Consider the following 22,692-nt stretch of genomic DNA (forward strand, 5'->3'; position numbering starts at 1 on the left):
ATCCAATGACTCAGTCCATCTGGAGCAAATTGTTCACCGCGCTGCGTGGCGGTGCCAATGAAGTCGGCGAATCGATCGTCGACCAACAGGCCCTGCGCATCCTCGACCAGGAAATCCGCGATGCTGACAGCGCCCTGGCCAATGCCAAGCGTGAGTTGGTCACCATCATGGCCAAGCACAAGCTGTCGGCTGATCGTGTAGCCGAGTACAACGCCAAGATCAAGGACCTCGAATCCAAGGCCATGGCCGCGATTCAGGCCAACCGCGAAGACTTGGCGCTGGAAGTGGCCGAAGCCATTTCGACCCTGACCAATGAGCTTGATGTCGAGCAAAAGCAGGCCACCGAATTCGGCGGTTACGCGGACAACATGCGCAAAGACATCACCAAGGCCGAAAGCCGCATCAAAAGCCTGCGTCAGCAAGTGGACATGGCCAAGGCCCGCGAAAGCGTACAGAAAGCCCAGGTCAGCGCTTCGATCGCCAGTGGCGGCGCCAACGGCAAGCTGGAAACCGCCGTCGGTACACTGAACCGCCTGCAAGCCAAGCAGCAGCAACGCGCCGCTGAACTGGAAGCCCAGGATCAACTGGCCGATGCATCGACCGGCACTGATCTGGAACGCAAACTGCGCGAAGCCGGCATCACGCCAAACGAAGGCAGCGCCAATGCGATTCTGGAACGCCTGAAGAAAAAATCGGCTGAGTAAGCAACACAGCAGCAGGAAGGGCATTTAATGCCGAGCTGCGGAACCTGTGGGAGCGGGCTTGCTCGCGAAGAGGGAGTGTCAGTCGACATCAATGTTGCCTGACACACTGCCTTCGCGAGCAAGTCGAATCGTCGCACCGCCGCTCCCACATGGGTTGCGATTAAGTAACGGGCATTCACTGCCCTTCGAGTCGAGGTCACGGATGGATGCCCTGAAGGGTTTCAAGACAATCGCAGGCGTGGCCATTTTCATGGTCGCGCTACAACTGCTCAATGTTGCGACCGGCTACAGCCTTACTGCCTTCGGCCTGGTTCCGAGAACACTGCAGGGACTGGTCGGCATCATCACCTCGCCTTTCTTGCACGGGTCCTTTGCGCACCTGAGCGCCAACCTGATTGCCTTTTTGATCCTCGGTACCCTGGTCATTATCGAAGGGCTCAACCGGTTCATGGCCGTCAGCGCCATCATTATTCTGCTGGGCGGTACGCTGGTCTGGCTGTTCGGTTTTGCAGGTGTACACATCGGTGCCAGCGGATGGGTATTCGGGCTGTGGGCGTACCTCCTGTCGCGCGCCTGGTTCCAGAGGAGCTGGAGCAACCTGATAACGGCCAGTATCGTGGTCCTGCTCTATGGCGGCCTGATTTTTGGCTTCTTTCCTCGCCAGGGCATGTCCTTCGAAGGGCATATCTTTGGTGCGATCGCCGGATTTATTGCAGCCAAGGTACTGTTATCTACGCCGCGCAGCAGGTTTAATGCCGCCCGGTAACCGCATTTGAGCACTCAGACGCCAGAGCGATTACGTCGCCAGGAATGAGCCCCCCATGGAGTCAGGGATGTAATGTCGATTTTCCTTTTATTGCGCACGTACGCCTCGTCCTTCTTCCACCGTTTCGGCTGGGCGGGACTGGCGATTGCCTTGTGCATCCACCTGAGCACGGCCTATATCGGCCTGGTGCTTCTGGGCGAACAACACCTCACCGCCCCCGCCACATTTACCTATTTCTACCTCACCACCACGCTGACGGTCGGTTACGGCGATCTTGCGCCCCAAACCTCGGCGGGACGGGTTTTCGTGGCTACCTGGGTCATGCTCGGGGGCATTGCGCTGCTGACGGCAGCCATCGGCAAAACCACCAGCAGCGTCATTGATGTATGGAGAAAAAGCATGAAGGGCAAAGGTGATTTCACCGGCAAGGTCGGTCACACCGTTCTCATCGGCTGGGAAGGTGCGTCCAGCGAGCGGGTCATTGAATTACTGCTGCAGGACGAAACGTCCAATGACAACTTGATCGTCATTTGCGATTGCGACCTCGAAGAAAACCCCATGCCGGGCAAAGCAGACTTTATCAAAGGCGAAAGTCTGTCCTCTGCCGCGCTTTTGCTGCGTGCCGGCGTTCCCGGTGCCGAGCGCGTCCTGGTGCGAACCCATTCAGACGATCTGACCCTGGCCACCGTGCTGGCGATCAATCAACTGAGCCCTGTCGGGCATGTGGTCGCCCACTTCAATGACAGTGAAATCGCCGCGCTCGCCAGCGCCTACGCGCCCAGCCTGGAGTGCACCTCAAGCATGGCCATCGAGATGTTGGTGCGCGCCTCTCAGGATCCGGGCTCGTCAGTAGTCATCAATGAATTGCTGTGCGTGGGTCAAGGCGCCACCCAGTACCTGATGAAGCTGCCCGAGGCTTTTGAAGCAACATTCGGCGATCTGTATGTACAGATGAAAGAGCATCACAACGCGACCCTTATCGGTTACCGCGCCAAAGGCGCCCGACACCCTTCGATCAACCCGCCCGGCGCCACTCGTGTTGAGGGCGGCGAACTCTTCTACATCGCCTCCACTCGCCTCAAGGACATCACCAATGGGATGGTTTAAACAGTTGATGGGGCTTGAGGCCCCGAAAGCGAATACAGAATCGAAATGGACAGCCAACGAAACCCTGCCCGCCATCGGTCCGCTGGGCCTGGCATTGGGCAAAGAGGTGATGTTCGACACCACCCTGAAGTTGTTGCTCGACGGTAACACCACAGTGGTCATCCCTGGCGCCCAACAGATCTGGAGCGCTGGCACTGTTGATCTCGGGCAGTCGACCTGGCTGTCACGCTATTACATGAACGACGAAGACTATTGGCTGCAAGTGCACACCACCGGCGACATCGCCGGACAGGTCGAGTCGGTGATCCTGTTCAATTACCTCAGTTACGTCACCATCAACAGTGAAGCGGAGCTGAGTCGGCTGGCCGGCCCTCAGAGCCTGATCGGGCTGCCGACCTACAACCACAACGGTGTCGAGTACACCCGCGAATGGGGCACCGAGGCAGGCCAGACAGAACTGGTGGCGCTGAGCGAACACCTGAAAAACCCGGATGAGTCCTACCGCATCGAGCACCGTTCGATGCTGTACGCCCGCGAAACCGGCCTGACCGATCGCCGTGAATTCCTGCTGTTTTCCGTCGAAGAAGACGCCGAAGGCACCGTCAGCTTGAGCACTTCGCTGGGCATTTCGCTGTACACCACTGACCTGAACACTTTTTAAACAAGGAAGAAGTCCATGCTTGAAGCGCTCTCCATCTCCCTGAACAAAGCTGCCGTGCTCGGGTTTGTTTCGTACATCCTCGGCGCCGCCGTGCTGTTCGCGCTGTTCCAGTTCATCTACACCCGAATCACGCCGCACAGGGAGTTCGAACTGATCCGCTCGGGCAACGTTGCAGCCGCGATCGCGCTGGGAGGCGCCATCATCGGTTTCGCCATTCCAGCCAGCAATGTGATTGCCTACTCGATCAGCATTCTGGACTTCGTCGTCTGGGCAGTGATCGCCGCTTTCGTACAACTGCTGGCTTTCCTGGTGACCAGCCTGGTGCTTAAAGGCGCCTCTGAACGCATTAAAAAGGGTGAAATCGCCGCGGGTATCTATATCGCGGCAGTGGCCATTAGCGTTGGCATGCTGAACGCCGCGTGCATGACCCCTTCCCCGAACTGATTGCGCCAAGGAGATTCCGATGAAACGAAGCAAGTACGTTCAGCTCTCCCTGGCCGCATCGGTCGCAATGGCGATCTCTGGCTGCGGGGCGACGGAAGAAACCTACGAGATACACAAAAAGTACAACTTTCAGTCCGTTCAGCAGTGCGCCGATGAAAAGCTCCCGGTCGATATCTGTTCTGATGCCTACATGAAGGCCATGACTCAGCATCGAAGCATTGCGCCGGTGTATGACAACAAGGCCGATTGCGACGCCGACTTCGTTGCCGACTGGTGCCAGCAGGATTCCGCCGGAAAATTCATCCCCAAGCTCGGCGGTTTCGAGCTGAGCGCCGATGGCGAGGTCACGCAAGCCGAAGTGGACGCGGCCAAGGCCAAACTGCCCGCGTCGGAAGCGAACGCCGCAGGCTCGGGCTTCTCCGGCAGTAGCCTGCTGACGGGACTCCTGATCGGCAACATGCTCAGCAACAACCGCAACAGTTACTACTCCGAACCGGTCTACCGCTATCGCGATGATCGCGGCAGCTATTCGTCCTCGACACTCAGCCAACGGGTCTCGTCAGGCTCGACCTTCAACAGGTCCAACCAGGCACGCTACGGTAGTAGCAGCAGTTACACCGACAACATCACCCGCAGCAAGCCGGTGTCCGTTGCATCGTCCACCTCCCGTGGCGGCTTCGGCAGCCAAGCCAGCGCACGCAGTGGCTGGGGTGGATCGAGCAAGAGTTCTGGCGGTTCGAGCAGCTAAGGGAACAGAGCCATGAAGAAAATCCTCTGCGCAGAGCGTCATGACTGGAAACAGACCGCCGAAAGTCTCGGCTTTCTGTTCCATACCATCGACGACGAACCCTATTGGGACGAGAGCGCGTATTACCAGTTCACGCTCAAACAGATCGAGAACGATCTCGAAGACCCAACCACCGAGATTCATGAGATGTGCATGGACCTGGTGGCCCGCGTGGTTAAGAGCGAGGAGCTGCTGGAGCGCCTGAGCATTCCGGCGCCATTCTTCGACATGGTTCGCACTTCATGGCTCGAAGGCCACCCGCACCTATATGGACGCATGGATTTCTCTTACAACGGCACCGGGCCGGCCAAGTTGCTGGAGCTCAACTACGACACGCCGACCAGCCTCTATGAGGCGGCCGCGTTCCAATGGGGCTGGCTGGAACAATGCATCGAACGTGGCCTGCTGCCCAAGCACACCGACCAGTTCAATAGCATCGACACCAAACTGCATCAGGCCTTCGCTCAACTGCAGCTCACACAGCCGTTCTATTTCGCCTCGATGAAAGACTCGGTCGAGGACAAGGGCACCACCGATTACCTGCGCCTGATTGCCGAAAAAGTCGGAATAGAATCACGCCACATCGACATCGAAGACATCGGCCTCACCACTGACGGACGCTTCGTCGATCTGGAAGATCGCTGGATTCCTCACCTGTTCAAGCTGCACGCCTGGGAGTTCATCTTCCACGAACCGTTCGGCGCAGCGATTGCCCAGAGCGATACGCAATTTTTCGAACCGGCCTGGAAATCGATCATTTCCAACAAGGGCATCCTGCCGCTGCTGTGGGAGTTCAACAAAGGTCACCCGAATCTGCTCGCGGCGCACCTGGATACCGACCCGGGCAAAGCGGTACCCAAAGGTTGGGTGCGCAAACCGTTTTTTTCTCGAGAAGGCGCCAACATCGAACTGCAAACCGCTGACGGTCTGATCGTGAAAGAGGACGGCCCCTACACCGACGCACCTTTTATCCTTCAGGAGTTCGCCCCGCTGCCGAAGTTTGGCGACAGCTTTACGCTGATTGGCTCTTGGGTGATCGGCGACCAGGCAGCAGGGATCGGCGTGCGGGAAGACAACAGTTTGATCACCAAGGATTCGAGCCGGTTTTTGCCGCACCTGATACTCGACTGATCCATCCATCGCCGGTGTGGACATAAGTACGATGCCCGCAAGACTTATAGCTGAAATGCCGGATAATGGCGGCCAAATCGTCTAGCCGTTATTCTGGTAATCCCCCATGGAAATCAAGGTCAACTTTCTCGACAACCTTCGACTTGAAGCCAAGTTCGACGACTTCACGGTGGTGGCCGATCAACCTATCCGCTACAAGGGCGATGGCTCGGCACCGGGTCCATTCGACTACTTCCTGGCTTCGTCGGCGTTGTGTGCGGCTTATTTCGTGAAGTTGTACTGCAGCACGCGCAATATCCCCACGGATAACATCCGTCTGTCACAGAACAATATTGTTGACCCGGAAAACCGCTACAACCAGATTTTCAAGATCCAGGTCGAGTTACCGGCGGATATTTCCGACAAGGACCGCCAGGGCATCCTGCGTTCCATCGACCGGTGTACCGTGAAAAAAGTGGTCCAGGCCGGGCCTGAGTTTGTGATCGAAGAGGTGGAAAACCTCGACGCCGATGCCCAAGCGTTGCTGATGCCTGCTTCTGCCTCAGAGGCGCACACCTATATTGCGGGCAAGGATCTGCCGCTGGAGCAAACCATCGCCAACATGTCGGCCATTCTGGCGGACCTGGGCATGAAGATTGAAATCGCCTCGTGGCGCAATATCGTTCCCAACGTGTGGTCGCTGCATATCCGCGATGCGCACTCGCCGATGTGTTTTACCAACGGTAAGGGCGCAACCAAGGAAGGCGCGCTGGCGTCGGCGTTGGGCGAGTTTATCGAGCGACTCAACTGCAACTTCTTCTACAACGATCAGTTCTGGGGCGAAGAGATCGCCAACGCGCCGTTTGTTCATTACCCGGACGAACGCTGGTTCAAGCCTGGCCGTAAAGATGAACTGCCGGCCGAAATCCTCGACGCGTACTGCCTGAAGATTTACAACCGCGACGGCGAGTTGCGTGGCTCCCACCTGATCGACACCAACTCGGGCAATGAAGAGCGCGGCATCTGCTCGCTGCCATACGTGCGCCAGTCGGACGGCGAAGTGGTGTATTTCCCGTCCAACCTGATTGAAAACCTGTTCCTGAGCAACGGCATGAGTGCCGGCAACACGCTGGCCGAAGCCCAGGTGCAATGCCTGTCGGAGATCTTCGAGCGTGCGGTAAAACGCGAAATCATCGAAGGTGAATTTGCACTGCCGGATGTGCCCGCCGATGTGCTGGCGAAGTACCCCGGGATACTGGCCGGTATTCAGGCCCTGGAAGAGCAAGGGTTCCCCGTATTGGTGAAGGATGCATCCCTGGGCGGTGAATTCCCGGTGATGTGCGTCACGTTGATGAACCCGCGTACCGGCGGTGTGTTCGCCTCGTTCGGCGCGCACCCGAGCCTGGAAGTGGCGCTGGAGCGCAGCCTGACCGAACTGCTCCAGGGCCGCAGCTTCGAAGGCCTCAACGACTTGCCCCAGCCGACGTTTGAAGGCCATGCGGTGACCGAGCCGAATAACTTCGTCGAGCACTTCATCGATTCCAGCGGCGTGGTTTCGTGGCGCTTCTTCAGCTCCAAGTCCGATTACGAATTCGTGGAGTGGGACTTCTCCGGCCAGGGTGAAAACTCGAATGCCGAAGAAGCCGCGACCTTGTTCGGCATTCTCGAAGGCATGGGCAAGGAAGTGTACATGGCGGTCTACGAGCATATCGGCGCGACGGCATGCCGCATCCTGGTGCCGGACTATTCGGAAATCTATCCCGTGGACGACCTGATCTGGGATAACACCAACAAAGCGCTTTTCTTCCGCGCCGATATCCTGAACCTGCATCGCCTGGACGACGACGAACTGCAAGCGCTGGTTGAGCGCCTGGTGGAAAGTGAGCTGGATGACTACACCGACATCACCTCCCTGATCGGCATCGAATTTGACGACAATACGGCCTGGGGTCAGCTGACGATCCTGGAGTTGAAGCTGCTGATTTATCTCGCCTTGCAACAATTTGAAGAGGCGAAAGAGGCAGTGGAGATGTTCCTGCAGTACAACGACAACACGGTTGAGCGCGGCTTGTTCTACCAAGCCGTCAACGCGGTGCTGGAGATGAAGCTGGACGAAGACCTGGAACTGGAAGACTACGAGGCCAATTTCCGCCGGATGTTTGGCAACGAACGAATGGATGCAGTGATCGGCTCGGTCGATGGCAGCGTGCGCTTCCATGGCTTGACGCCGACCAGCATCAAACTGGAGGGGCTCGACAGGCACCTGCGGTTGATCGATAGCTACAAGAAACTGCACTCGGCACGGGCCAATGTGACCGCGTTATCCAGTTAATAGCGCCAACAAAAAAGCGAAGCCAGATGGCTTCGCTTTTTTTGTTACTGACTGGATAGCTGCTTTTTAGAACGGAATATCGTCATCAAAGCTGTCGAAATCCGGAGCCGGCTGTGGAGCGGCCTGCTGTGGAGCCGGAGCCTGACGCGACTGTTGCGGTGCCGACTGTTGCGGACGTGGAGCCTGTTGGCGTGGGGCTGGGGCGGACTGCTGGTAGTTATTGCCCCCGCCTTGTTGATCGCCCTGCTGTGGACGGCCGCCCAGCAGTTGCATGGTGCCTTGCATGTCGACCACGATTTCAGTGGTGTAACGCTTGATACCGTCTTTTTCCCACTCGCGGGTCTGCAGCTTGCCTTCGATGTAGACCTGCGAACCTTTACGCAGGTACTCGCCGGCGATTTCGGCAACCTTGCCGAACATCGACACACGGTGCCATTCGGTCTTCTCGACCTTTTGACCGGTTTGCTTGTCGGTCCACTGTTCGCTGGTCGCCAGACTCAGGTTGGTCACGGCGTTACCGTTAGGCAAGTAGCGAACTTCGGGATCCTGGCCGCAAGTGCCGACCAATATGACTTTGTTAACCCCACGGGCCATAACGTTCTCCTAGGCTACGCACGCTGCCCCGGCCGGGTTGTTCACCAGGCGTTCAAGGGTGGTGCGATCCAATAGTTCTGTGTCCAATTTGATGTAAATCGCCGCTTCATCTTCGACGATCACTGCATCTGTTACCCCTACGACGGCCTTCAGGCGCTCGACCAGACCCGCTTCGCGGATCGCCTCGGGCGACAACGGCAAGCGCAGGCTCGTCACGTAGGGAGGTTCGCGCATGGTAACAGCAAAGGCCAGCCAGAGGGCAGCCAGACCGGCGCATCCAAGGAACACAACCGACAGACCGCCATGCTGGAACAACCAGCCGCCGAGGATGCCGCCCAGTGCCGAACCGAGGAACTGGCTGGTGGAATAAACCCCCATCGCCGTACCCTTGCCGCCTGCCGGTGAAACCTTGCTGATCAGCGATGGTAGCGAAGCTTCCAGCAAGTTGAACGCGGTAAAGAACACCACCGTCCCGATCACCAGAGCTCGCAAGCTATCGCCGAACTGCCAGAAGAATAGCTCAGTGAGCATCAGCGTCGCGACGGCGCCGAGTAAAACTCGTTTCATTTTGCGTTTCTTCTCGCCGTAGATAATGAACGGGATCATGGCGAAGAAGGAAATCAGCAGCGCAATGAGGTAGACCCACCAGTGCTGCTCTTTAGGCAGCCCGGCTTTTTCCACCAGCGCCAAAGGCAACGCAACGAAGCTCGACATCAACATCGCGTGCAACACAAAAATGCCCAGGTCCAGGCGCAGCAGGTCTGGATGCTTGAGCGTCGGTATCAGCGCCTGGCGCGCCACACCGGATTCGCGGTGCTGCAACGGCCCGGTAGAGCGCGGCACCATGAACATCACGATCACGATGCCGAACAGCGCCATGCCGCCCGTGGCGAGGAACAACCCGGACAGGCCGAAGGCGCGGGTCAGCAACGGTCCTACAACCATCGCGACAGCGAACGACAGACCGATCGTCATGCCGATCATGGCCATGGCTTTGGTCCGATGCTGTTCGCGGGTCAGGTCTGACAGCAACGCCATCACCGCCGCGGAAATCGCCCCGGCGCCTTGCAGGATTCGTCCGGCGATCACGCCCCAGATCGAGTCGGCATTGGCCGCCAGCACGCTACCGAGGGCGAAGACGATCAGCCCCAGGTAAATCACCGGACGACGGCCGATGCGGTCGGAAATGAAGCCGAAGGGAATTTGAAAGATCGCCTGGGTCAGGCCGTAAGCGCCAATCGCCAGCCCGATAAGGGCCGGGGTCGCTCCTGCCAGATCCATCCCATAGGTCGCCAGTACCGGCAACACCATGAACATGCCAAGCATACGGAAGGCGAACACCAGGGCCAGACCGCTTGCTGCGCGGGTCTCACTGCCACTCATGCGTTCGCTGTGGGGATCGTGCATGGAAAAACCTCATGTGAACCGGCGGCGATTCTACCAGTCCCATCGATTGACGGGGTATATCGCGACGCTTTGACGCGCTCTGCTGACAGACTCTTCATGTAAGGCTGCAACCCGCTCATTCGATAGTGTGCATCCATCCAGTATTTGGCCGTATACTCCTACGTTTTCGACGCCCGCCGAGCGAGGCCACTTTGGACAAGATCCTGATTCGTGGGGCCCGAACCCACAACCTGAAGAACATCGACCTGACCCTGCCACGGGACAAACTGATCGTCATCACCGGCCTGTCCGGCTCCGGAAAATCATCCCTGGCATTCGACACGCTGTACGCCGAAGGCCAGCGCCGCTACGTCGAATCGCTGTCGGCCTACGCGCGGCAATTTTTGTCGATGATGGAAAAGCCTGACGTCGACACCATTGAAGGTTTGTCGCCAGCCATTTCCATCGAGCAGAAATCGACCTCGCACAACCCGCGTTCGACGGTCGGCACCATCACCGAAATCTACGACTATCTGCGCCTGCTTTACGCTCGCGTGGGTATTCCGCGTTGCCCGGATCACGACATTCCGCTGGAAGCCCAGACCGTCAGCCAGATGGTCGACCTGGTCCTCGCCCAACCGGAGGGCAGCAAGCTTATGCTGCTGGCCCCGGTAATCCGCGAGCGTAAAGGCGAACACCTTTCAGTCTTCGAAGAACTGCGCGCCCAAGGCTTTGTGCGGGCCCGGGTCAACGGACGGCTCTGCGAGCTGGACGAATTGCCGAAGCTGGATAAGCAGAAGAAGCACTCGATCGATGTGGTGGTCGACCGCTTCAAGGTGCGCGCCGACCTGCAACAGCGTTTGGCCGAATCGTTCGAGACCGCTTTGAAGCTCGCGGACGGCATCGCCCTGGTCGCACCGATGGACGACGAGCCCGGCGAAGAGATCATCTTCTCCGCGCGCTTCGCCTGCCCGATCTGCGGCCATGCCATCAGCGAGCTGGAACCCAAGCTGTTCTCCTTCAACAATCCGGCCGGCGCTTGCCCGACGTGTGATGGCCTGGGTGTTAAGCAGTTCTTCGACATCAAGCGATTGGTCAATGGTGAACTGACGCTGGCCGAGGGCGCGATTCGTGGCTGGGACCGGCGCAACGTCTATTACTTCCAGATGCTCGGGTCGTTGGCTTCGCACTACAAGTTCAGCCTGGAAGTGCCATTCAACGAACTGACGGCCGATCAGCAGAAGTTCATCCTGCACGGCAGCGGGTCGCAAAACGTCGACTTCAAATACCTGAACGACCGCGGCGACATCGTCAAACGCTCGCACCCGTTCGAAGGCATCGTGCCGAATCTGGACCGTCGCTACCGTGAAACCGAATCCGCCTCGGTGCGTGAAGAGCTGGCCAAGTTCCTCAGCACCCAGCCTTGCCCGGATTGCCGTGGTACTCGTCTGCGTCGTGAGGCGCGGCATGTGTGGGTTGGCGAGAAGACGCTGCCGGCGGTGACCAATCTGCCGATTGGCGATGCCTGTGAGTATTTCGGCGTGCTGAAACTCACCGGCCGACGTGGCGAAATTGCCGACAAGATTCTCAAGGAAATTCGCCAGCGACTGCAGTTCCTGGTCAACGTAGGCCTGGACTACTTGTCGCTGGATCGCAGTGCGGACACCTTGTCCGGTGGTGAAGCGCAGCGTATCCGTCTGGCCAGCCAGATTGGCGCCGGCCTGGTGGGCGTTCTGTACATCCTCGACGAACCGTCAATTGGTTTGCACCAACGGGACAACGATCGGCTGCTCGGTACGCTCAAGCACCTGCGGGACATCGGCAATACGGTGATTGTGGTCGAGCACGACGAAGATGCGATTCGCCTGGCTGACTACGTGGTGGATATCGGTCCAGGTGCGGGCGTGCATGGCGGGCATATCGTCGCCGAAGGTACACCGGCCGAAGTCATGGCTCACCCTGATTCGTTGACCGGCAAATACCTGTCGGGCCGGGTGAAGATTGCAGTCCCGGCCAAACGCACGCCGCGCAACAAGAAGTTGTCGCTGTCCCTCAAGGGCGCTCGTGGCAACAACTTGCGCGATGTCGATCTGGACATTCCGATCGGCCTGCTGACCTGCGTGACCGGCGTGTCCGGCTCGGGCAAGTCGACGCTGATCAACAACACGCTGTTTCCTTTGAGCGCTACAGCACTCAACGGCGCAACAACCCTGGAGGCTGCCGCTCACGACAGCATCAAAGGTCTGGAGCATCTGGACAAGGTTGTCGACATCGACCAGAGCCCGATCGGCCGAACTCCGCGCTCCAACCCGGCGACCTATACCGGGTTGTTCACACCGATTCGCGAACTGTTCGCCGGTGTGCCGGAGTCCCGCTCCCGCGGTTATGGTCCTGGACGCTTCTCCTTCAACGTGAAGGGCGGGCGTTGCGAAGCGTGTCAGGGCGATGGCCTGATCAAGGTGGAAATGCACTTCCTGCCGGACATCTATGTCCCATGCGACGTCTGCAAGAGCAAGCGCTACAACCGCGAGACTCTGGAGATCAAGTACAAGGGCAAGAGCATCCACGAAACCCTCGAGATGACGATCGAGGAGGCGCGGGTGTTCTTCGACGCGGTTCCGGCCCTGGCGCGCAAGCTTCAGACGCTGATGGATGTCGGCCTGTCGTACATCAAGCTCGGGCAGTCAGCGACCACGCTGTCTGGTGGAGAAGCCCAACGAGTGAAACTGTCCCGTGAACTGTCCAAGCGCGATACCGGCAAGACGCTGTATATCCTCGATGAGCCGACGACCGGCCTACACTTCGCGGATATTCAGCAACTGCTCGACGTATTGCATCGACTGCGCGACCACGGCAACACTGTGGTGGTGATCGAGCACAACCTGGACGTTATCAAGACGGCCGACTGGCTGGTGGACCTGGGGCCGGAAGGCGGTTCCAAGGGCGGCCAGATCATTGCCGTCGGTACGCCGGAAGAAGTGTCGGAGATGAAGCAATCTCACACAGGCTTCTACCTCAAGCCGCTGCTGGAGCGCGATCGGGCCTGAATTCAGCGCACAAAAAAGCCCCTGTCACTTGCTCAGCGACAGGGGCTTTTTGTATCGGTGCAATCAGGCGTGAGATTGCAGGTAGTTCTCGAGACCGATCAACTTGATCAGACCCATCTGCTTTTCAAGCCAGTAGGTGTGGTCTTCTTCGGTGTCATGCAATTGAACCCGCAGCATCTCGCGACTGACATAGTCCTTGTGCTGTTCGCAGAGCTTTATGCCCTTGCAGAGCGCGGCGCGGACTTTGTATTCCAGCCGCAGGTCAGCGGCGAGCATGTCCGGCACGGTAGTGCCGATATCAAGGTCGTCCGGACGCATGCGCGGCGTACCTTCGAGCATCAGAATTCGGCGCATCAGGGCATCAGCGTGCCCGGCCTCTTCTTCCATCTCGTGGTTGATACGTTCGTAGAGCTCGGTGAAACCCCAGTCCTCGTACATCCGCGAATGGATGAAATATTGATCACGCGCCGCCAGTTCGCCGGTCAGCAACGTGTTGAGGTAATCGATTACGTCTGGGTGGCCTTGCATCGCCCTACATCTCCCTGCTTGAAAGTCTGTAGTTTGAACCAAGCAGACTGTTTGGTCACTCTGCTTGCGCGATAAAAGCGAAGATATTCTGAGAAAAGTAGTTTAAATAACGCAAAAACCGCCCAAGTGAGGGCGGTTCTGCTTCTCGTTTAGACTTCGTTAAGCTGTACGCCCAACGCCGTTGCGATTGCTTCTCCGTACGCCGGGTCGGCCCTGAAGAAATGCTGTAATTGACGATCAATCACGTCGCTGGAAACCCCTGCCATCGCGCCGGCAATGTTGTTGATCAGCAGCGTTTTCTGCGCATCGCTCATCAGACGGAACAGCGCACCCGCGTGACTGTAGTAGTCAGTATCTTCGCGATGATTGTAACGATCAGCTGCACCACTCAGCGCCAGTGCTGGCTCTGCATAGCGAGGCGCTTGTTTCGGCGATTCGATGTAGCTGTTCGGCTCGTAGTTAGGTGTTGCACCGCCGTTGCTGCCAAACGCCATCGAACCGTCGCGCTGATAGCTGTTTACCGGACTGCGAGGCGCGTTCACCGGCAGCTGCTGGTGGTTGGTGCCAATGCGGTAGCGGTGAGCATCTGCGTAAGCGAACACTCGACCTTGCAGCATGCGGTCAGGCGACAAGCCGACACCTGGGACCATGTTGCTCGGCCCGAACGCCGCTTGCTCGACTTCAGCAAAATAGTTCTGCGGGTTGCGGTTAAGCTCCAGCTCGCCCACTTCGATCAGCGGAAACTCTTTCTGCGACCAGGTTTTGGTCACGTCAAACGGGTTCTCGTAGTGCTCTGCGGCCTGAGCCTCAGTCATGATCTGGATGCACACGCGCCATTTCGGAAAATCACCGCGCTCGATCGCGCCGAACAGATCACGCTGTGCGTAATCAGGATCGGTACCGGCCAGGCGTGCCGCTTCTGATGGCGCCAGGTTTTTAATCCCTTGCTTGGTCTTGTAGTGCCATTTCACCCAGTGACGTTCGCCACTGGCGTTGATCAGGCTGTAGGTGTGACTGCCGAAGCCGTGCATGTGACGGTAGCCATCGGGGATGCCACGGTCCGAGAACAGAATGGTGACCTGGTGCAGCGCCTCAGGTGAGTGCGACCAGAAGTCCCACATCATTTGCGCGCTTTTCAGGTTGCTTTGCGGCAGACGTTTCTGAGTGTGAATAAAGTCCGGGAATTTCAAAGGATCACGGATGAAGAACACTGGCGTGTTGTTGCCGACGATGTCCCAGTTACCTTCTTCGGTGTAGAACTTCAGAGCGAAACCACGTGGATCGCGCTCGGTGTCGGCCGAACCACGCTCACCGCCAACGGTGGAAAACCGCAGGAAGGTTGGGGTTTGCTTGCCGACAGACTCAAACAGTTTGGCACTTGTGTACTCGGTGATGTCCCGAGTTACGGTGAACGTACCGTAAGCACCCGAACCTTTGGCGTGTACGCGGCGCTCAGGGATGTTTTCACGGTTGAAGTGGGCAAGCTTCTCAATCAGGTGAAAGTCGTCGAGCAGCAGCGGGCCACGAGGGCCAGCGGAACGGGAATTCTGGTTATCAGCGACAGGAGCGCCACTGGCGGTGGTAAGTGTTTTACTTTGGCTCATGCGATGTCTTCCTCTGTCAGTCTTTCCTACTGCCGGCTAATCGGCTTTGAGGGAGTATTGACCATCCACATGACACCATCAAATTCATTAAATTGTGAGAATCGATAGATAAATACTAATGAAGCTTTGTCGCCTAGGCTTTTCGATACTTTTCGAGCGCGCACAAAAAACCGGGCACTAGGCCCGGTTCTTCGTTTCAGACTGACGTCTTACTCAGCGGATACAGCTTCACCACCGGCAGGACGATCAACCAACTCGACGTACGCCATAGGCGCGTTGTCGCCAGTGCGGAAACCGCACTTGAGGATGCGCAGGTAGCCACCCTCACGGGTAGCGTAACGCTTGCCCAGGTCGTTGAAGAGCTTACCAACGATAGCTTTCGAACGAGTACGATCGAAAGCCAGACGGCGGTTAGCCAGGCTGTCTGTCTTGGCCAAAGTGATCAGCGGCTCAGCAACGCGACGCAGTTCTTTAGCTTTCGGCAGTGTAGTTTTGATCAGCTCGTGCTCGAACAGCGACACTGCCATGTTTTGAAACATGGCCTTGCGGTGCGAGCTAGTGCGGCTCAGGTGACGACCACTTTTACGATGACGCATGGTTCATTCCTTACCAAACACAACGTTCGGTGATTACGACGATCAGGCAGTCGCCTTGTCGTCCTTCTTAAGACTTGCAGGCGGCCAGTTGTCGAGGCGCATGCCGAGGGACAGACCGCGGGAGGCCAGAACGTCCTTGATTTCAGTCAAGGATTTCTTGCCAAGGTTCGGAGTCTTCAACAGCTCTACTTCGGTACGCTGAATCAGGTCACCGATGTAGTAGATGTTTTCCGCCTTAAGGCAGTTAGCCGAACGTACAGTCAGTTCCAGATCGTCAACCGGGCGAAGCAGGATCGGATCGATCTCGTCTTCCTGCTCGACAACCACTGGCTCACTGTCACCTTTGAGGTCGACGAACGCAGCCAACTGCTGTTGCAGAATGGTTGCAGCGCGGCGAATAGCCTCTTCAGGATCCAGAGTACCGTTGGTTTCCAGATCAATAACCAGCTTGTCCAGGTTAGTACGCTGTTCGACACGGGCGTTTTCCACCACGTATGCGATACGGCGAACCGGGCTGAACGAAGAGTCAAGCTGCAAGCGACCGATGCTGCGGCTTTCGTCTTCATCGCTCTGACGCGAGTCTGCCGGTTCATAACCACGACCACGAGCTACGGTGAGCTTCATGTTCAGGGCGCCGTTAGACGCCAGGTTAGCGATTACGTGATCGGGGTTAACGATCTCGACATCATGATCCAGCTGAATATCGGCAGCGGTAACCACCCCCGAACCCTTCTTCGACAAGGTCAGCGTAACTTCGTCACGGCCGTGCAGCTTGATAGCCAGACCTTTAAGGTTCAACAGGATTTCAATTACGTCTTCCTGTACACCTTCGATGGCGCTGTACTCATGGAGCACACCGTCAATCTCGGCCTCGACTACTGCGCAGCCGGGCATTGAGGACAACAGGATGCGGCGCAGCGCGTTGCCCAGGGTGTGGCCAAAACCACGCTCGAGAGGCTCGAGGGTGATCTTGGCGCGGGTTGGACTGACAACCTGCACATCAATATGGCGGGGTGTCAGGAACTCATTTACCGAAATCTGCATGGATGCACCTATTTTCTAGCCCTTACTTGGAGTAGAGCTCGACAATCAGGCTTTCGTTGATGTCGGCGGACAGATCACTGCGAGCAGGAACGTTCTTGAAAACGCCCGACTTCTTCTCAGTGTCTACTTCTACCCATTCTACGCGGCCACGTTGGGCACACAGATCGAGAGCTTGGACAATGCGAAGTTGGTTCTTTGCTTTCTCGCGAATCGCGACCACGTCACCAGCACGAACCTGGTACGACGGCACGTTTACGGTCTGACCGTTAACGCTTACGGATTTGTGCGATACCAGCTGACGGGATTCGGCACGAGTAGAGCCAAAACCCATACGGTATACAACGTTGTCCAGACGGCATTCGAGCAGTTGCAACAGGTTTTCGCCAGTTGCGCCTTTCTTGCCAGCAGCTTCTTTGTAGTAGCCGCTGAATTGACGCTCGAGAACGCCGTAGATACGACGGACCTTCTGCTTTTCACGCAGTTGGGTGCCGTAATCGGACTGGCGACCGCGGCGTTGGCCGTGGATACCAGGTGCTGCTTCAATGTTGCACTTCGATTCGATCGCGCGCACGCCGCTCTTCAAGAAGAGATCGGTGCCTTCGCGACGAGCGAGTTTGCATTTTGGACCAATGTAACGAGCCATTCTTTACAATCTCCTGGATTACACGCGGCGCTTCTTCGGCGGACGGCACCCGTTGTGCGGGATTGGCGTCACGTCGGTGATGCTGGCGATCTTGTAGCCACAGCCGTTCAAAGCGCGGACTGCAGATTCACGACCTGGACCTGGACCTTTGACGTTAACGTCGAGGTTTTTCAGGCCGTATTCCAGCGCAGCTTGACCAGCACGTTCAGCAGCTACTTGAGCAGCAAACGGGGTGGACTTGCGGGAACCGCGGAAACCCGAACCACCGGAGGTAGCCCAGGAAAGAGCGTTGCCTTGACGGTCGGTGATGGTCACGATTGTGTTGTTAAAAGATGCATGGATGTGGGCGATGCCATCAACCACTGTCTTTTTAACTTTTTTACGAGGACGAGCAGCAGGTTTAGCCATGATTAATTTCCTGTCGATTCGCTGGGGCGATTACTTGCGGATCGGCTTACGCGGACCTTTACGGGTACGCGCGTTAGTCTTGGTACGCTGACCGCGCACTGGAAGACCACGACGATGACGCAGACCGCGATAGCAACCGAGGTCCATCAAACGCTTGATTTTCATGTTGATTTCGCGACGCAGGTCACCTTCAGTGGTGAACTTCGCCACTTCGCCACGCAGCTGTTCAATCTGCTCGTCGCTCAGATCTTTGATCTTTGCGGCTGGGTTTACCCCAGTCACTGCACAGATCTTCTGTGCAGTAGTGCGACCAACACCATAGATGTAGGTCAGCGAGATAACAGTATGCTTGTTATCTGGAATGTTAACGCCTGCAATACGGGCCATTCAGTGGGACTCCAATTGACAGCTACCTACGCCCCGGAAGCCAAGAAATAGGGCGCGAGATAATATCGCTGTAATAACAAATAATCAACCCGGCAGCGCACTAGCTGCCGGGCTTGAAGCACAATCACACTCAGCCTTGGCGCTGTTTGTGACGCGGTTCCGCGCTGCAAATTACTCGAACAACACCTTCGCGGCGAATAATCTTGCAGTTACGGCACAGCTTTTTCACCGATGCACGAACTTTCATCACCAACTCCTCGAACCTTATGGGTACTCAGCGCAACATGCCGCTGCCGTAACCCTTCAGGTTGGCTTTCTTCATCAGGGATTCGTACTGGTGCGAAACGAGGTGCGATTGTACTTGGGACATGAAGTCCATCACAACCACGACGACGATCAGCAACGAGGTCCCGCCAAGGTAGAACGGAACGTTTGCTGCAACCACCAGGAACTGGGGCAACAGGCACACGGCCGTCATATATAGAGCACCGAACAGGGTCAAACGAGTCAGAACGCCATCAATGTAGCGCGCAGACTGCTCACCTGGACGGATGCCCGGAATAAAGGCACCGGACTTCTTCAGGTTTTCCGCTACGTCTTTCGGATTGAACATCAACGCCGTATAGAAGAAGCAGAAGAAAATAATCCCTGCACTAAACAGCAGAATATTCAACGGCTGACCAGGAGCGATCGACTGCGAGATGTCCTGCAGCCAGCCCATACCTTCAGACTGACCAAACCAGGTACCCAACGAAGCCGGGAACAGCAAAATGCTGCTCGCGAAAATGGCCGGAATAACACCGGCCATGTTCACCTTCAACGGCAAGTGGCTAGTCTGCGCAGCAAAGACCTTACGGCCCTGCTGACGCTTGGCGTAATGAACAGCAATACGACGCTGACCACGCTCAATGAACACCACGAAACCGATAATCGCTACTGCCAGCAAACCGATGGCAACCAAGGCAAAAATGTTGATATCACCCTGACGCGCAGACTCGAAAGACTGCCCGATCGCTCTCGGAAGACCGGCGACGATACCTGCGAAAATCAACATCGAGATACCGTTGCCAACACCACGCTCAGTAATCTGCTCACCCAGCCACATCATGAACATCGCACCAGCCACAAAAGTGGATACCGCGACGAAATGGAAGCCAAAGTCACCAGTGAACGCAACGCCCTGCCCTGCCAGACCAATGGACATGCCAATTGCCTGAACGAGAGCGAGGACGACAGTGCCGTAGCGGGTGTACTGAGCGATCTTGCGACGCCCAGCTTCACCTTCCTTCTTCAACTGTTCCAGCTGCGGGCTGACGGCGGTCATCAGCTGCATGATGATCGATGCCGAAATGTACGGCATGATCCCCAGTGCAAAGATGCTCATCCGTTCCAGCGCACCGCCGGAAAACATGTTGAACAAGCTAAGAATGGTCCCCTCATTCTGTCGAAACAGGTCCGCGAGTCGGTCCGGGTTGATACCTGGAACCGGGATGTGTGCGCCTATTCGGTAGACGATAATCGCCAAGAATAGAAAACGCAGACGAGCCCAGAGTTCAGACATACCGCCTTTGCCGAGCGCAGAGAGAGCACCTTGCTTAGCCATTTATTCCTCGAACTTGCCGCCAGCTGCTTCGATAGCCGCACGCGCACCTTTGGTGGCGCCGATTCCCTTTCCGATGGTAACAGCGCGAGTAACTTCGCCGGACAGCATGATTTTCACACGCTGTACGTTGACGTTGATCACGTTGGCATCTTTCAGGGACTGCACGGTGACGATGTCGCCTTCCACTTTAGCCAGCTCGGACAAACGCACTTCTGCGCGGTCCATGGCTTTCAGGGAAACGAAACCGAACTTCGGCAGGCGACGATGCAGCGGCTGTTGACCACCTTCAAAGCCTGGAGCAATGGTGCCACCGGAGCGGGAGGACTGACCTTTGTGGCCACGGCCACCGGTCTTGCCCAAACCACTACCGATACCACGGCCCGGACGATGCTTTTCGCGACGGGAACCCGGCGCTGGACTCAGATCATTGAGTTTCATCGATTAACCCTCGACACGCAGCATGTAGTAAGCCTTGTTGATCATCCCGCGATTCTCGGGAGTATCAAGTACTTCTACAGTGTGACCGATGCGACGCAGACCCAGACCCTTAACGCACAGTTTGTGGTTAGGGATGCGGCCGGTCATGCTTTTGATCAGCGTAACTTTAACGGTAGCCATGATCAGAAGATCTCCTTGACGCTTTTGCCACGCTTGGCGGCAATGGATTCAGGAGACTGCATAGCTTTCAAACCTTTGAAAGTGGCGTGAACCACGTTTACCGGGTTAGTCGAGCCGTAGCACTTGGCCAGAACGTTCTGAACGCCAGCAACTTCGAGGACAGCACGCATAGCGCCGCCAGCGATGATACCGGTACCTTCAGAAGCAGGCTGCATGTACACCTTCGAAGCGCCGTGACCGGACTTCATTGCGTACTGCAGAGTGGTGCCGTTCAGGTCAACTTGGATCATGTTGCGGCGAGCAGCTTCCATTGCCTTCTGGATCGCAGCAGGCACTTCACGCGACTTGCCACGGCCGAAGCCAACACGCCCTTTACCATCACCAACCACGGTCAACGCGGTGAAAGTGAAGATACGGCCGCCTTTAACGGTTTTGGCTACGCGGTTAACTTGAACCAGCTTCTCGATGTAGCCTTCGTCGCGCTTTTGGTCGTTATTTGACATAACTTAGAACTCCAGCCCAGCTTCACGAGCAGCATCAGCCAGCGCCTTGACGCGGCCGTGGTACTTGAAGCCAGAGCGGTCGAAAGCCACCTGCGAGACGCCAGCGGCTTTAGCACGCGTAGCGACCAGCTGGCCAACCTTAGTGGCCGCGTCGATGTTGCCAGTGGCGCCATCACGCAGTTCTTTATCCAAAGTCGAGGCAGATGCCAGGACTTTGTTGCCGTCGGCCGAAATGACCTGGGCGTAGATGTGCTGCGACGAGCGGAACACGCAGAGACGCACGACTTCGAGTTCGTGCATTTTCAGGCGTGCTTTGCGAGCGCGACGCAGTCGAGTAACTTTTTTGTCGGTCATTTGCTATGCCCTACTTCTTCTTGGCTTCTTTACGACGGACGACTTCGTCCGCGTAGCGCACACCTTTGCCTTTGTACGGCTCTGGTGGACGGAAGTCGCGGATCTCGGCGGCCACTTGACCTACCAGCTGCTTATCGATGCCCTTGATCAGGATATCGGTCTGGCTAGGAGTCTCAGCGGTGATGCCTTCCGGCAGTTCATAATCCACTGGGTGCGAGAAGCCAAGAGCCAGGTTCAGCACTGTGCCTTTTGCTTGCGCTTTGTAACCAACACCGACCAGCTGGAGCTTGCGCTCGAAGCCTTGGCTTACGCCTTGGACCATGTTGTTTACCAACGCACGAGTGGTACCAGCCATTGCGCGAGTTTGTTGATCGCCATTGCGAGCAGCGAAACGCAGCTCACCAGCTTCTTCAACGATCTCAACGGACGAATGGATGTTCAGTTCGAGAGTGCCCTTGGCACCCTTCACCGAAAGCTGTTGGCCTGCGAATTTGACTTCGACACCGGCTGGCAGCTTAACGGGGTTCTTAGCGACGCGTGACATGCTTATCCCCCCTTAGAACACAGTGCAAAGAACTTCGCCGCCGACACCGGCAGCGCGCGCAGCACGATCCGTCATCACACCTTTGTTGGTGGAGACGATAGACACACCGAGACCGCCACGAACTTTTGGCAGATCATCGACGGACTTGTACTGACGCAGGCCTGGACGGCTAACGCGCTTCACTTCTTCGATGACCGGACGGCCTTCGAAGTACTTCAGCTCGATGGACAGCAGTGGTTTGATTTCGCTGCTGATCTGATAACCCGCAATGTAACCTTCGTCCTTCAGGACTTTGGCAACAGCTACCTTCAAAGTAGAAGATGGCATGCTTACGACGGACTTTTCAGCCATCTGGGCATTACGGATTCGAGTTAGCATGTCCGCTAACGGGTCCTGCATACTCATGGGCTAGACGCTCCTAATACAAAAAAATTAGCCTTGCGGCTACTACTTGTCGCCGAGCTCATCCATGCGGAAAAAGCACGGGCTCAGGCGAGCCGGGTATTCTAGACACACCCCACAAATGAATCAAGCCCCAAAAGGGGCTTGATTCAAGTTCAAGGTCACCGGTGGTCAGGATCTTGCGACCCCGAACACCGAGACTTTGATAGTGCTTACCAGCTGGCTTTAACCAGACCAGGTACGTCACCACGCATTGCAGCTTCACGCAGTTTGTTACGGCCAAGGCCGAACTTGCGGTAAACGCCGTGTGGACGACCGGTCAGGCGGCAGCGGTTACGCATGCGCGAGGCGCTTGCGTCACGTGGCTGCTTCTGCAGAGCTACTGTAGCTTCCCAACGCGCTTCTGGACTTGCGTTCAGATCAACGATGATAGCTTTCAGTGCTGCACGCTTTTTGGCGTACTTGGCAACCGTGAGCTGACGCTTCAGCTCGCGGTTTTTCATGCTCATCTTGGCCATTT

Annotated in this window: 27 protein-coding genes; 9 read left to right on the forward strand and 18 right to left on the reverse strand. The window is 56.9% G+C overall.

Annotation, left to right across the window (positions count from 1 at the left end; genetic code table 11):
* The first annotated feature begins 5 nt into the window (after positions 1 to 5).
* The 8 genes from CKW16_RS24630 to CKW16_RS24665 all read left to right on the forward strand — a co-directional run bounded on the left by CKW16_RS24630 (position 6) and on the right by CKW16_RS24665 (position 7,911).
* A complete protein-coding gene (locus CKW16_RS24630) occupies positions 6 to 704 on the forward strand; it encodes a PspA/IM30 family protein (RefSeq protein ID WP_095131456.1) in 699 nt (232 codons plus the stop codon).
* Between the two features lie 202 nt (positions 705 to 906).
* A complete protein-coding gene (locus CKW16_RS24635; protein ID WP_095131458.1) occupies positions 907 to 1,470 on the forward strand; it encodes a rhomboid family intramembrane serine protease in 564 nt (187 codons plus the stop codon).
* A gap of 72 nt (positions 1,471 to 1,542) precedes the next feature.
* Positions 1,543 to 2,577: an ion channel gene (locus tag CKW16_RS24640; protein WP_095131460.1), complete on the forward strand. Its 1,035-nt coding sequence runs from the start codon at positions 1,543 to 1,545 to the stop codon at positions 2,575 to 2,577.
* Positions 2,564 to 3,238, forward strand: a complete 675-nt coding sequence (locus CKW16_RS24645) for a DUF2491 family protein (RefSeq protein WP_095131462.1) — start codon at positions 2,564 to 2,566, stop codon at positions 3,236 to 3,238. Before CKW16_RS24640 ends, CKW16_RS24645 begins: the two co-directional genes overlap by 14 nt.
* A 15-nt stretch (positions 3,239 to 3,253) precedes the next feature.
* A complete protein-coding gene (locus CKW16_RS24650; protein ID WP_095131464.1) occupies positions 3,254 to 3,682 on the forward strand; it encodes a DUF350 domain-containing protein in 429 nt (142 codons plus the stop codon).
* Between the two features lie 19 nt (positions 3,683 to 3,701).
* Complete coding sequence (locus CKW16_RS24655) at positions 3,702 to 4,430, forward strand: DUF1190 domain-containing protein (RefSeq protein ID WP_095131466.1); 729 nt, start codon at positions 3,702 to 3,704, stop codon at positions 4,428 to 4,430.
* A gap of 12 nt (positions 4,431 to 4,442) precedes the next feature.
* On the forward strand, positions 4,443 to 5,600 hold the full coding sequence (locus CKW16_RS24660) for a glutathionylspermidine synthase family protein (RefSeq protein WP_095131468.1): 1,158 nt from the start codon (positions 4,443 to 4,445) through the stop codon (positions 5,598 to 5,600).
* Between the two features lie 106 nt (positions 5,601 to 5,706).
* Complete coding sequence (locus CKW16_RS24665) at positions 5,707 to 7,911, forward strand: OsmC domain/YcaO domain-containing protein (RefSeq protein ID WP_095131470.1); 2,205 nt, start codon at positions 5,707 to 5,709, stop codon at positions 7,909 to 7,911.
* A 66-nt stretch (positions 7,912 to 7,977) separates the two neighbouring features.
* Here the strand turns inward: CKW16_RS24665 and CKW16_RS24670 are convergent, their stop codons facing one another.
* Together CKW16_RS24670 and CKW16_RS24675 are read right to left on the reverse strand one after the other, a co-directional pair.
* Positions 7,978 to 8,505, reverse strand: a complete 528-nt coding sequence (locus CKW16_RS24670; protein ID WP_016969466.1) for a single-stranded DNA-binding protein — start codon at positions 8,503 to 8,505, stop codon at positions 7,978 to 7,980.
* Positions 8,506 to 8,514: 9 nt separating this feature from the next.
* Positions 8,515 to 9,912, reverse strand: a complete 1,398-nt coding sequence (locus tag CKW16_RS24675) for an MFS transporter (RefSeq protein WP_095131472.1) — start codon at positions 9,910 to 9,912, stop codon at positions 8,515 to 8,517.
* A 191-nt stretch (positions 9,913 to 10,103) separates the two neighbouring features.
* Between CKW16_RS24675 and uvrA the strand changes: the two genes are divergently transcribed.
* On the forward strand, positions 10,104 to 12,938 hold the full coding sequence (gene uvrA / locus CKW16_RS24680) for an excinuclease ABC subunit UvrA (protein WP_095131474.1): 2,835 nt from the start codon (positions 10,104 to 10,106) through the stop codon (positions 12,936 to 12,938).
* A 63-nt stretch (positions 12,939 to 13,001) separates the two neighbouring features.
* On the opposite strand, the gene bfr is transcribed toward uvrA, so the two are convergent.
* From bfr to rpsN, 16 genes are all read right to left on the reverse strand, one after another.
* Positions 13,002 to 13,466, reverse strand: coding sequence for a bacterioferritin (bfr, locus tag CKW16_RS24685; protein ID WP_095131476.1), 465 nt, complete (start codon positions 13,464 to 13,466; stop codon positions 13,002 to 13,004).
* Between the two features lie 149 nt (positions 13,467 to 13,615).
* The gene (locus CKW16_RS24690) at positions 13,616 to 15,070 is read right to left on the reverse strand and encodes a catalase (protein ID WP_095131478.1); all 1,455 of its coding nucleotides are present in this window, start codon (positions 15,068 to 15,070) and stop codon (positions 13,616 to 13,618) included.
* A gap of 209 nt (positions 15,071 to 15,279) precedes the next feature.
* The gene (rplQ, locus tag CKW16_RS24695; protein WP_008145500.1) at positions 15,280 to 15,666 is read right to left on the reverse strand and encodes a 50S ribosomal protein L17; all 387 of its coding nucleotides are present in this window, start codon (positions 15,664 to 15,666) and stop codon (positions 15,280 to 15,282) included.
* Between the two features lie 42 nt (positions 15,667 to 15,708).
* Positions 15,709 to 16,710, reverse strand: coding sequence for a DNA-directed RNA polymerase subunit alpha (gene rpoA / locus CKW16_RS24700; RefSeq protein WP_003186012.1), 1,002 nt, complete (start codon positions 16,708 to 16,710; stop codon positions 15,709 to 15,711).
* A gap of 22 nt (positions 16,711 to 16,732) precedes the next feature.
* A complete protein-coding gene (rpsD, locus tag CKW16_RS24705) occupies positions 16,733 to 17,353 on the reverse strand; it encodes a 30S ribosomal protein S4 (RefSeq protein ID WP_003210056.1) in 621 nt (206 codons plus the stop codon).
* Positions 17,354 to 17,371: 18 nt separating this feature from the next.
* Entirely contained in the window at positions 17,372 to 17,761 is a 390-nt protein-coding gene (rpsK, locus tag CKW16_RS24710) for a 30S ribosomal protein S11 (protein ID WP_002555466.1), read from the reverse strand.
* 30 nt (positions 17,762 to 17,791) lie between these two features.
* Complete coding sequence (gene rpsM / locus CKW16_RS24715) at positions 17,792 to 18,148, reverse strand: 30S ribosomal protein S13 (RefSeq protein ID WP_003186020.1); 357 nt, start codon at positions 18,146 to 18,148, stop codon at positions 17,792 to 17,794.
* A gap of 130 nt (positions 18,149 to 18,278) precedes the next feature.
* Positions 18,279 to 18,395: a 50S ribosomal protein L36 gene (gene rpmJ / locus CKW16_RS24720; protein WP_002555468.1), complete on the reverse strand. Its 117-nt coding sequence runs from the start codon at positions 18,393 to 18,395 to the stop codon at positions 18,279 to 18,281.
* Between the two features lie 27 nt (positions 18,396 to 18,422).
* The gene (secY, locus tag CKW16_RS24725) at positions 18,423 to 19,751 is read right to left on the reverse strand and encodes a preprotein translocase subunit SecY (protein ID WP_007896784.1); all 1,329 of its coding nucleotides are present in this window, start codon (positions 19,749 to 19,751) and stop codon (positions 18,423 to 18,425) included.
* A complete protein-coding gene (gene rplO, locus CKW16_RS24730) occupies positions 19,752 to 20,189 on the reverse strand; it encodes a 50S ribosomal protein L15 (protein WP_007896782.1) in 438 nt (145 codons plus the stop codon). It lies immediately after the preceding gene.
* A 3-nt stretch (positions 20,190 to 20,192) separates the two neighbouring features.
* Positions 20,193 to 20,369 (reverse strand): 50S ribosomal protein L30, encoded by a 177-nt coding sequence (gene rpmD / locus CKW16_RS24735; RefSeq protein ID WP_003186033.1) that lies wholly within the window; start codon positions 20,367 to 20,369, stop codon positions 20,193 to 20,195.
* Between the two features lie 2 nt (positions 20,370 to 20,371).
* The gene (rpsE, locus tag CKW16_RS24740) at positions 20,372 to 20,872 is read right to left on the reverse strand and encodes a 30S ribosomal protein S5 (RefSeq protein ID WP_007943782.1); all 501 of its coding nucleotides are present in this window, start codon (positions 20,870 to 20,872) and stop codon (positions 20,372 to 20,374) included.
* Between the two features lie 3 nt (positions 20,873 to 20,875).
* Positions 20,876 to 21,226 (reverse strand): 50S ribosomal protein L18, encoded by a 351-nt coding sequence (rplR, locus tag CKW16_RS24745; protein ID WP_003186037.1) that lies wholly within the window; start codon positions 21,224 to 21,226, stop codon positions 20,876 to 20,878.
* A 10-nt stretch (positions 21,227 to 21,236) separates the two neighbouring features.
* Complete coding sequence (rplF, locus tag CKW16_RS24750) at positions 21,237 to 21,770, reverse strand: 50S ribosomal protein L6 (RefSeq protein WP_003176412.1); 534 nt, start codon at positions 21,768 to 21,770, stop codon at positions 21,237 to 21,239.
* A gap of 12 nt (positions 21,771 to 21,782) precedes the next feature.
* On the reverse strand, positions 21,783 to 22,175 hold the full coding sequence (gene rpsH / locus CKW16_RS24755; RefSeq protein ID WP_003186040.1) for a 30S ribosomal protein S8: 393 nt from the start codon (positions 22,173 to 22,175) through the stop codon (positions 21,783 to 21,785).
* A gap of 209 nt (positions 22,176 to 22,384) precedes the next feature.
* Positions 22,385 to 22,690, reverse strand: coding sequence for a 30S ribosomal protein S14 (rpsN, locus tag CKW16_RS24760; protein ID WP_003176414.1), 306 nt, complete (start codon positions 22,688 to 22,690; stop codon positions 22,385 to 22,387).
* Between the last annotated feature and the right edge of the window lie 2 nt (positions 22,691 to 22,692).

This window comes from Pseudomonas sp. Irchel s3h14 (assembly GCF_900187425.1).
Classification (GTDB): domain Bacteria; phylum Pseudomonadota; class Gammaproteobacteria; order Pseudomonadales; family Pseudomonadaceae; genus Aquipseudomonas.

Bases quoted from the DNA above. Each gene is read 5' to 3' on its own strand.
- rpmD (WP_003186033.1), bottom strand. From the start codon at position 20,369: ATGGCTACCGTTAAAGTTACGCTGATCAAAAGCATGACCGGCCGCATC.
- CKW16_RS24660 (WP_095131468.1), top strand. From the start codon at position 4,443: ATGAAGAAAATCCTCTGCGCAGAGCGTCATGACTGGAAACAGACCGCC.
- CKW16_RS24630 (WP_095131456.1), top strand. From the start codon at position 6: ATGACTCAGTCCATCTGGAGCAAATTGTTCACCGCGCTGCGTGGCGGT.
- secY (WP_007896784.1), bottom strand. From the start codon at position 19,751: ATGGCTAAGCAAGGTGCTCTCTCTGCGCTCGGCAAAGGCGGTATGTCT.
- rplF (WP_003176412.1), bottom strand. From the start codon at position 21,770: ATGTCACGCGTCGCTAAGAACCCCGTTAAGCTGCCAGCCGGTGTCGAA.
- rplR (WP_003186037.1), bottom strand. From the start codon at position 21,226: ATGACCGACAAAAAAGTTACTCGACTGCGTCGCGCTCGCAAAGCACGC.
- CKW16_RS24635 (WP_095131458.1), top strand. From the start codon at position 907: ATGGATGCCCTGAAGGGTTTCAAGACAATCGCAGGCGTGGCCATTTTC.
- bfr (WP_095131476.1), bottom strand. From the start codon at position 13,466: ATGCAAGGCCACCCAGACGTAATCGATTACCTCAACACGTTGCTGACC.
- CKW16_RS24670 (WP_016969466.1), bottom strand. From the start codon at position 8,505: ATGGCCCGTGGGGTTAACAAAGTCATATTGGTCGGCACTTGCGGCCAG.
- CKW16_RS24665 (WP_095131470.1), top strand. From the start codon at position 5,707: ATGGAAATCAAGGTCAACTTTCTCGACAACCTTCGACTTGAAGCCAAG.
- CKW16_RS24640 (WP_095131460.1), top strand. From the start codon at position 1,543: ATGTCGATTTTCCTTTTATTGCGCACGTACGCCTCGTCCTTCTTCCAC.
- rplQ (WP_008145500.1), bottom strand. From the start codon at position 15,666: ATGCGTCATCGTAAAAGTGGTCGTCACCTGAGCCGCACTAGCTCGCAC.
- CKW16_RS24690 (WP_095131478.1), bottom strand. From the start codon at position 15,070: ATGAGCCAAAGTAAAACACTTACCACCGCCAGTGGCGCTCCTGTCGCT.
- rpsH (WP_003186040.1), bottom strand. From the start codon at position 22,175: ATGAGTATGCAGGACCCGTTAGCGGACATGCTAACTCGAATCCGTAAT.
- CKW16_RS24645 (WP_095131462.1), top strand. From the start codon at position 2,564: ATGGGATGGTTTAAACAGTTGATGGGGCTTGAGGCCCCGAAAGCGAAT.
- rpsD (WP_003210056.1), bottom strand. From the start codon at position 17,353: ATGGCTCGTTACATTGGTCCAAAATGCAAACTCGCTCGTCGCGAAGGC.
- CKW16_RS24675 (WP_095131472.1), bottom strand. From the start codon at position 9,912: ATGCACGATCCCCACAGCGAACGCATGAGTGGCAGTGAGACCCGCGCA.
- rpsN (WP_003176414.1), bottom strand. From the start codon at position 22,690: ATGGCCAAGATGAGCATGAAAAACCGCGAGCTGAAGCGTCAGCTCACG.
- rpoA (WP_003186012.1), bottom strand. From the start codon at position 16,710: ATGCAGATTTCGGTAAATGAGTTCCTGACACCCCGCCATATTGATGTG.
- CKW16_RS24655 (WP_095131466.1), top strand. From the start codon at position 3,702: ATGAAACGAAGCAAGTACGTTCAGCTCTCCCTGGCCGCATCGGTCGCA.
- rplO (WP_007896782.1), bottom strand. From the start codon at position 20,189: ATGAAACTCAATGATCTGAGTCCAGCGCCGGGTTCCCGTCGCGAAAAG.
- CKW16_RS24650 (WP_095131464.1), top strand. From the start codon at position 3,254: ATGCTTGAAGCGCTCTCCATCTCCCTGAACAAAGCTGCCGTGCTCGGG.
- rpsE (WP_007943782.1), bottom strand. From the start codon at position 20,872: ATGTCAAATAACGACCAAAAGCGCGACGAAGGCTACATCGAGAAGCTG.
- rpsM (WP_003186020.1), bottom strand. From the start codon at position 18,148: ATGGCCCGTATTGCAGGCGTTAACATTCCAGATAACAAGCATACTGTT.
- rpmJ (WP_002555468.1), bottom strand. From the start codon at position 18,395: ATGAAAGTTCGTGCATCGGTGAAAAAGCTGTGCCGTAACTGCAAGATT.
- rpsK (WP_002555466.1), bottom strand. From the start codon at position 17,761: ATGGCTAAACCTGCTGCTCGTCCTCGTAAAAAAGTTAAAAAGACAGTG.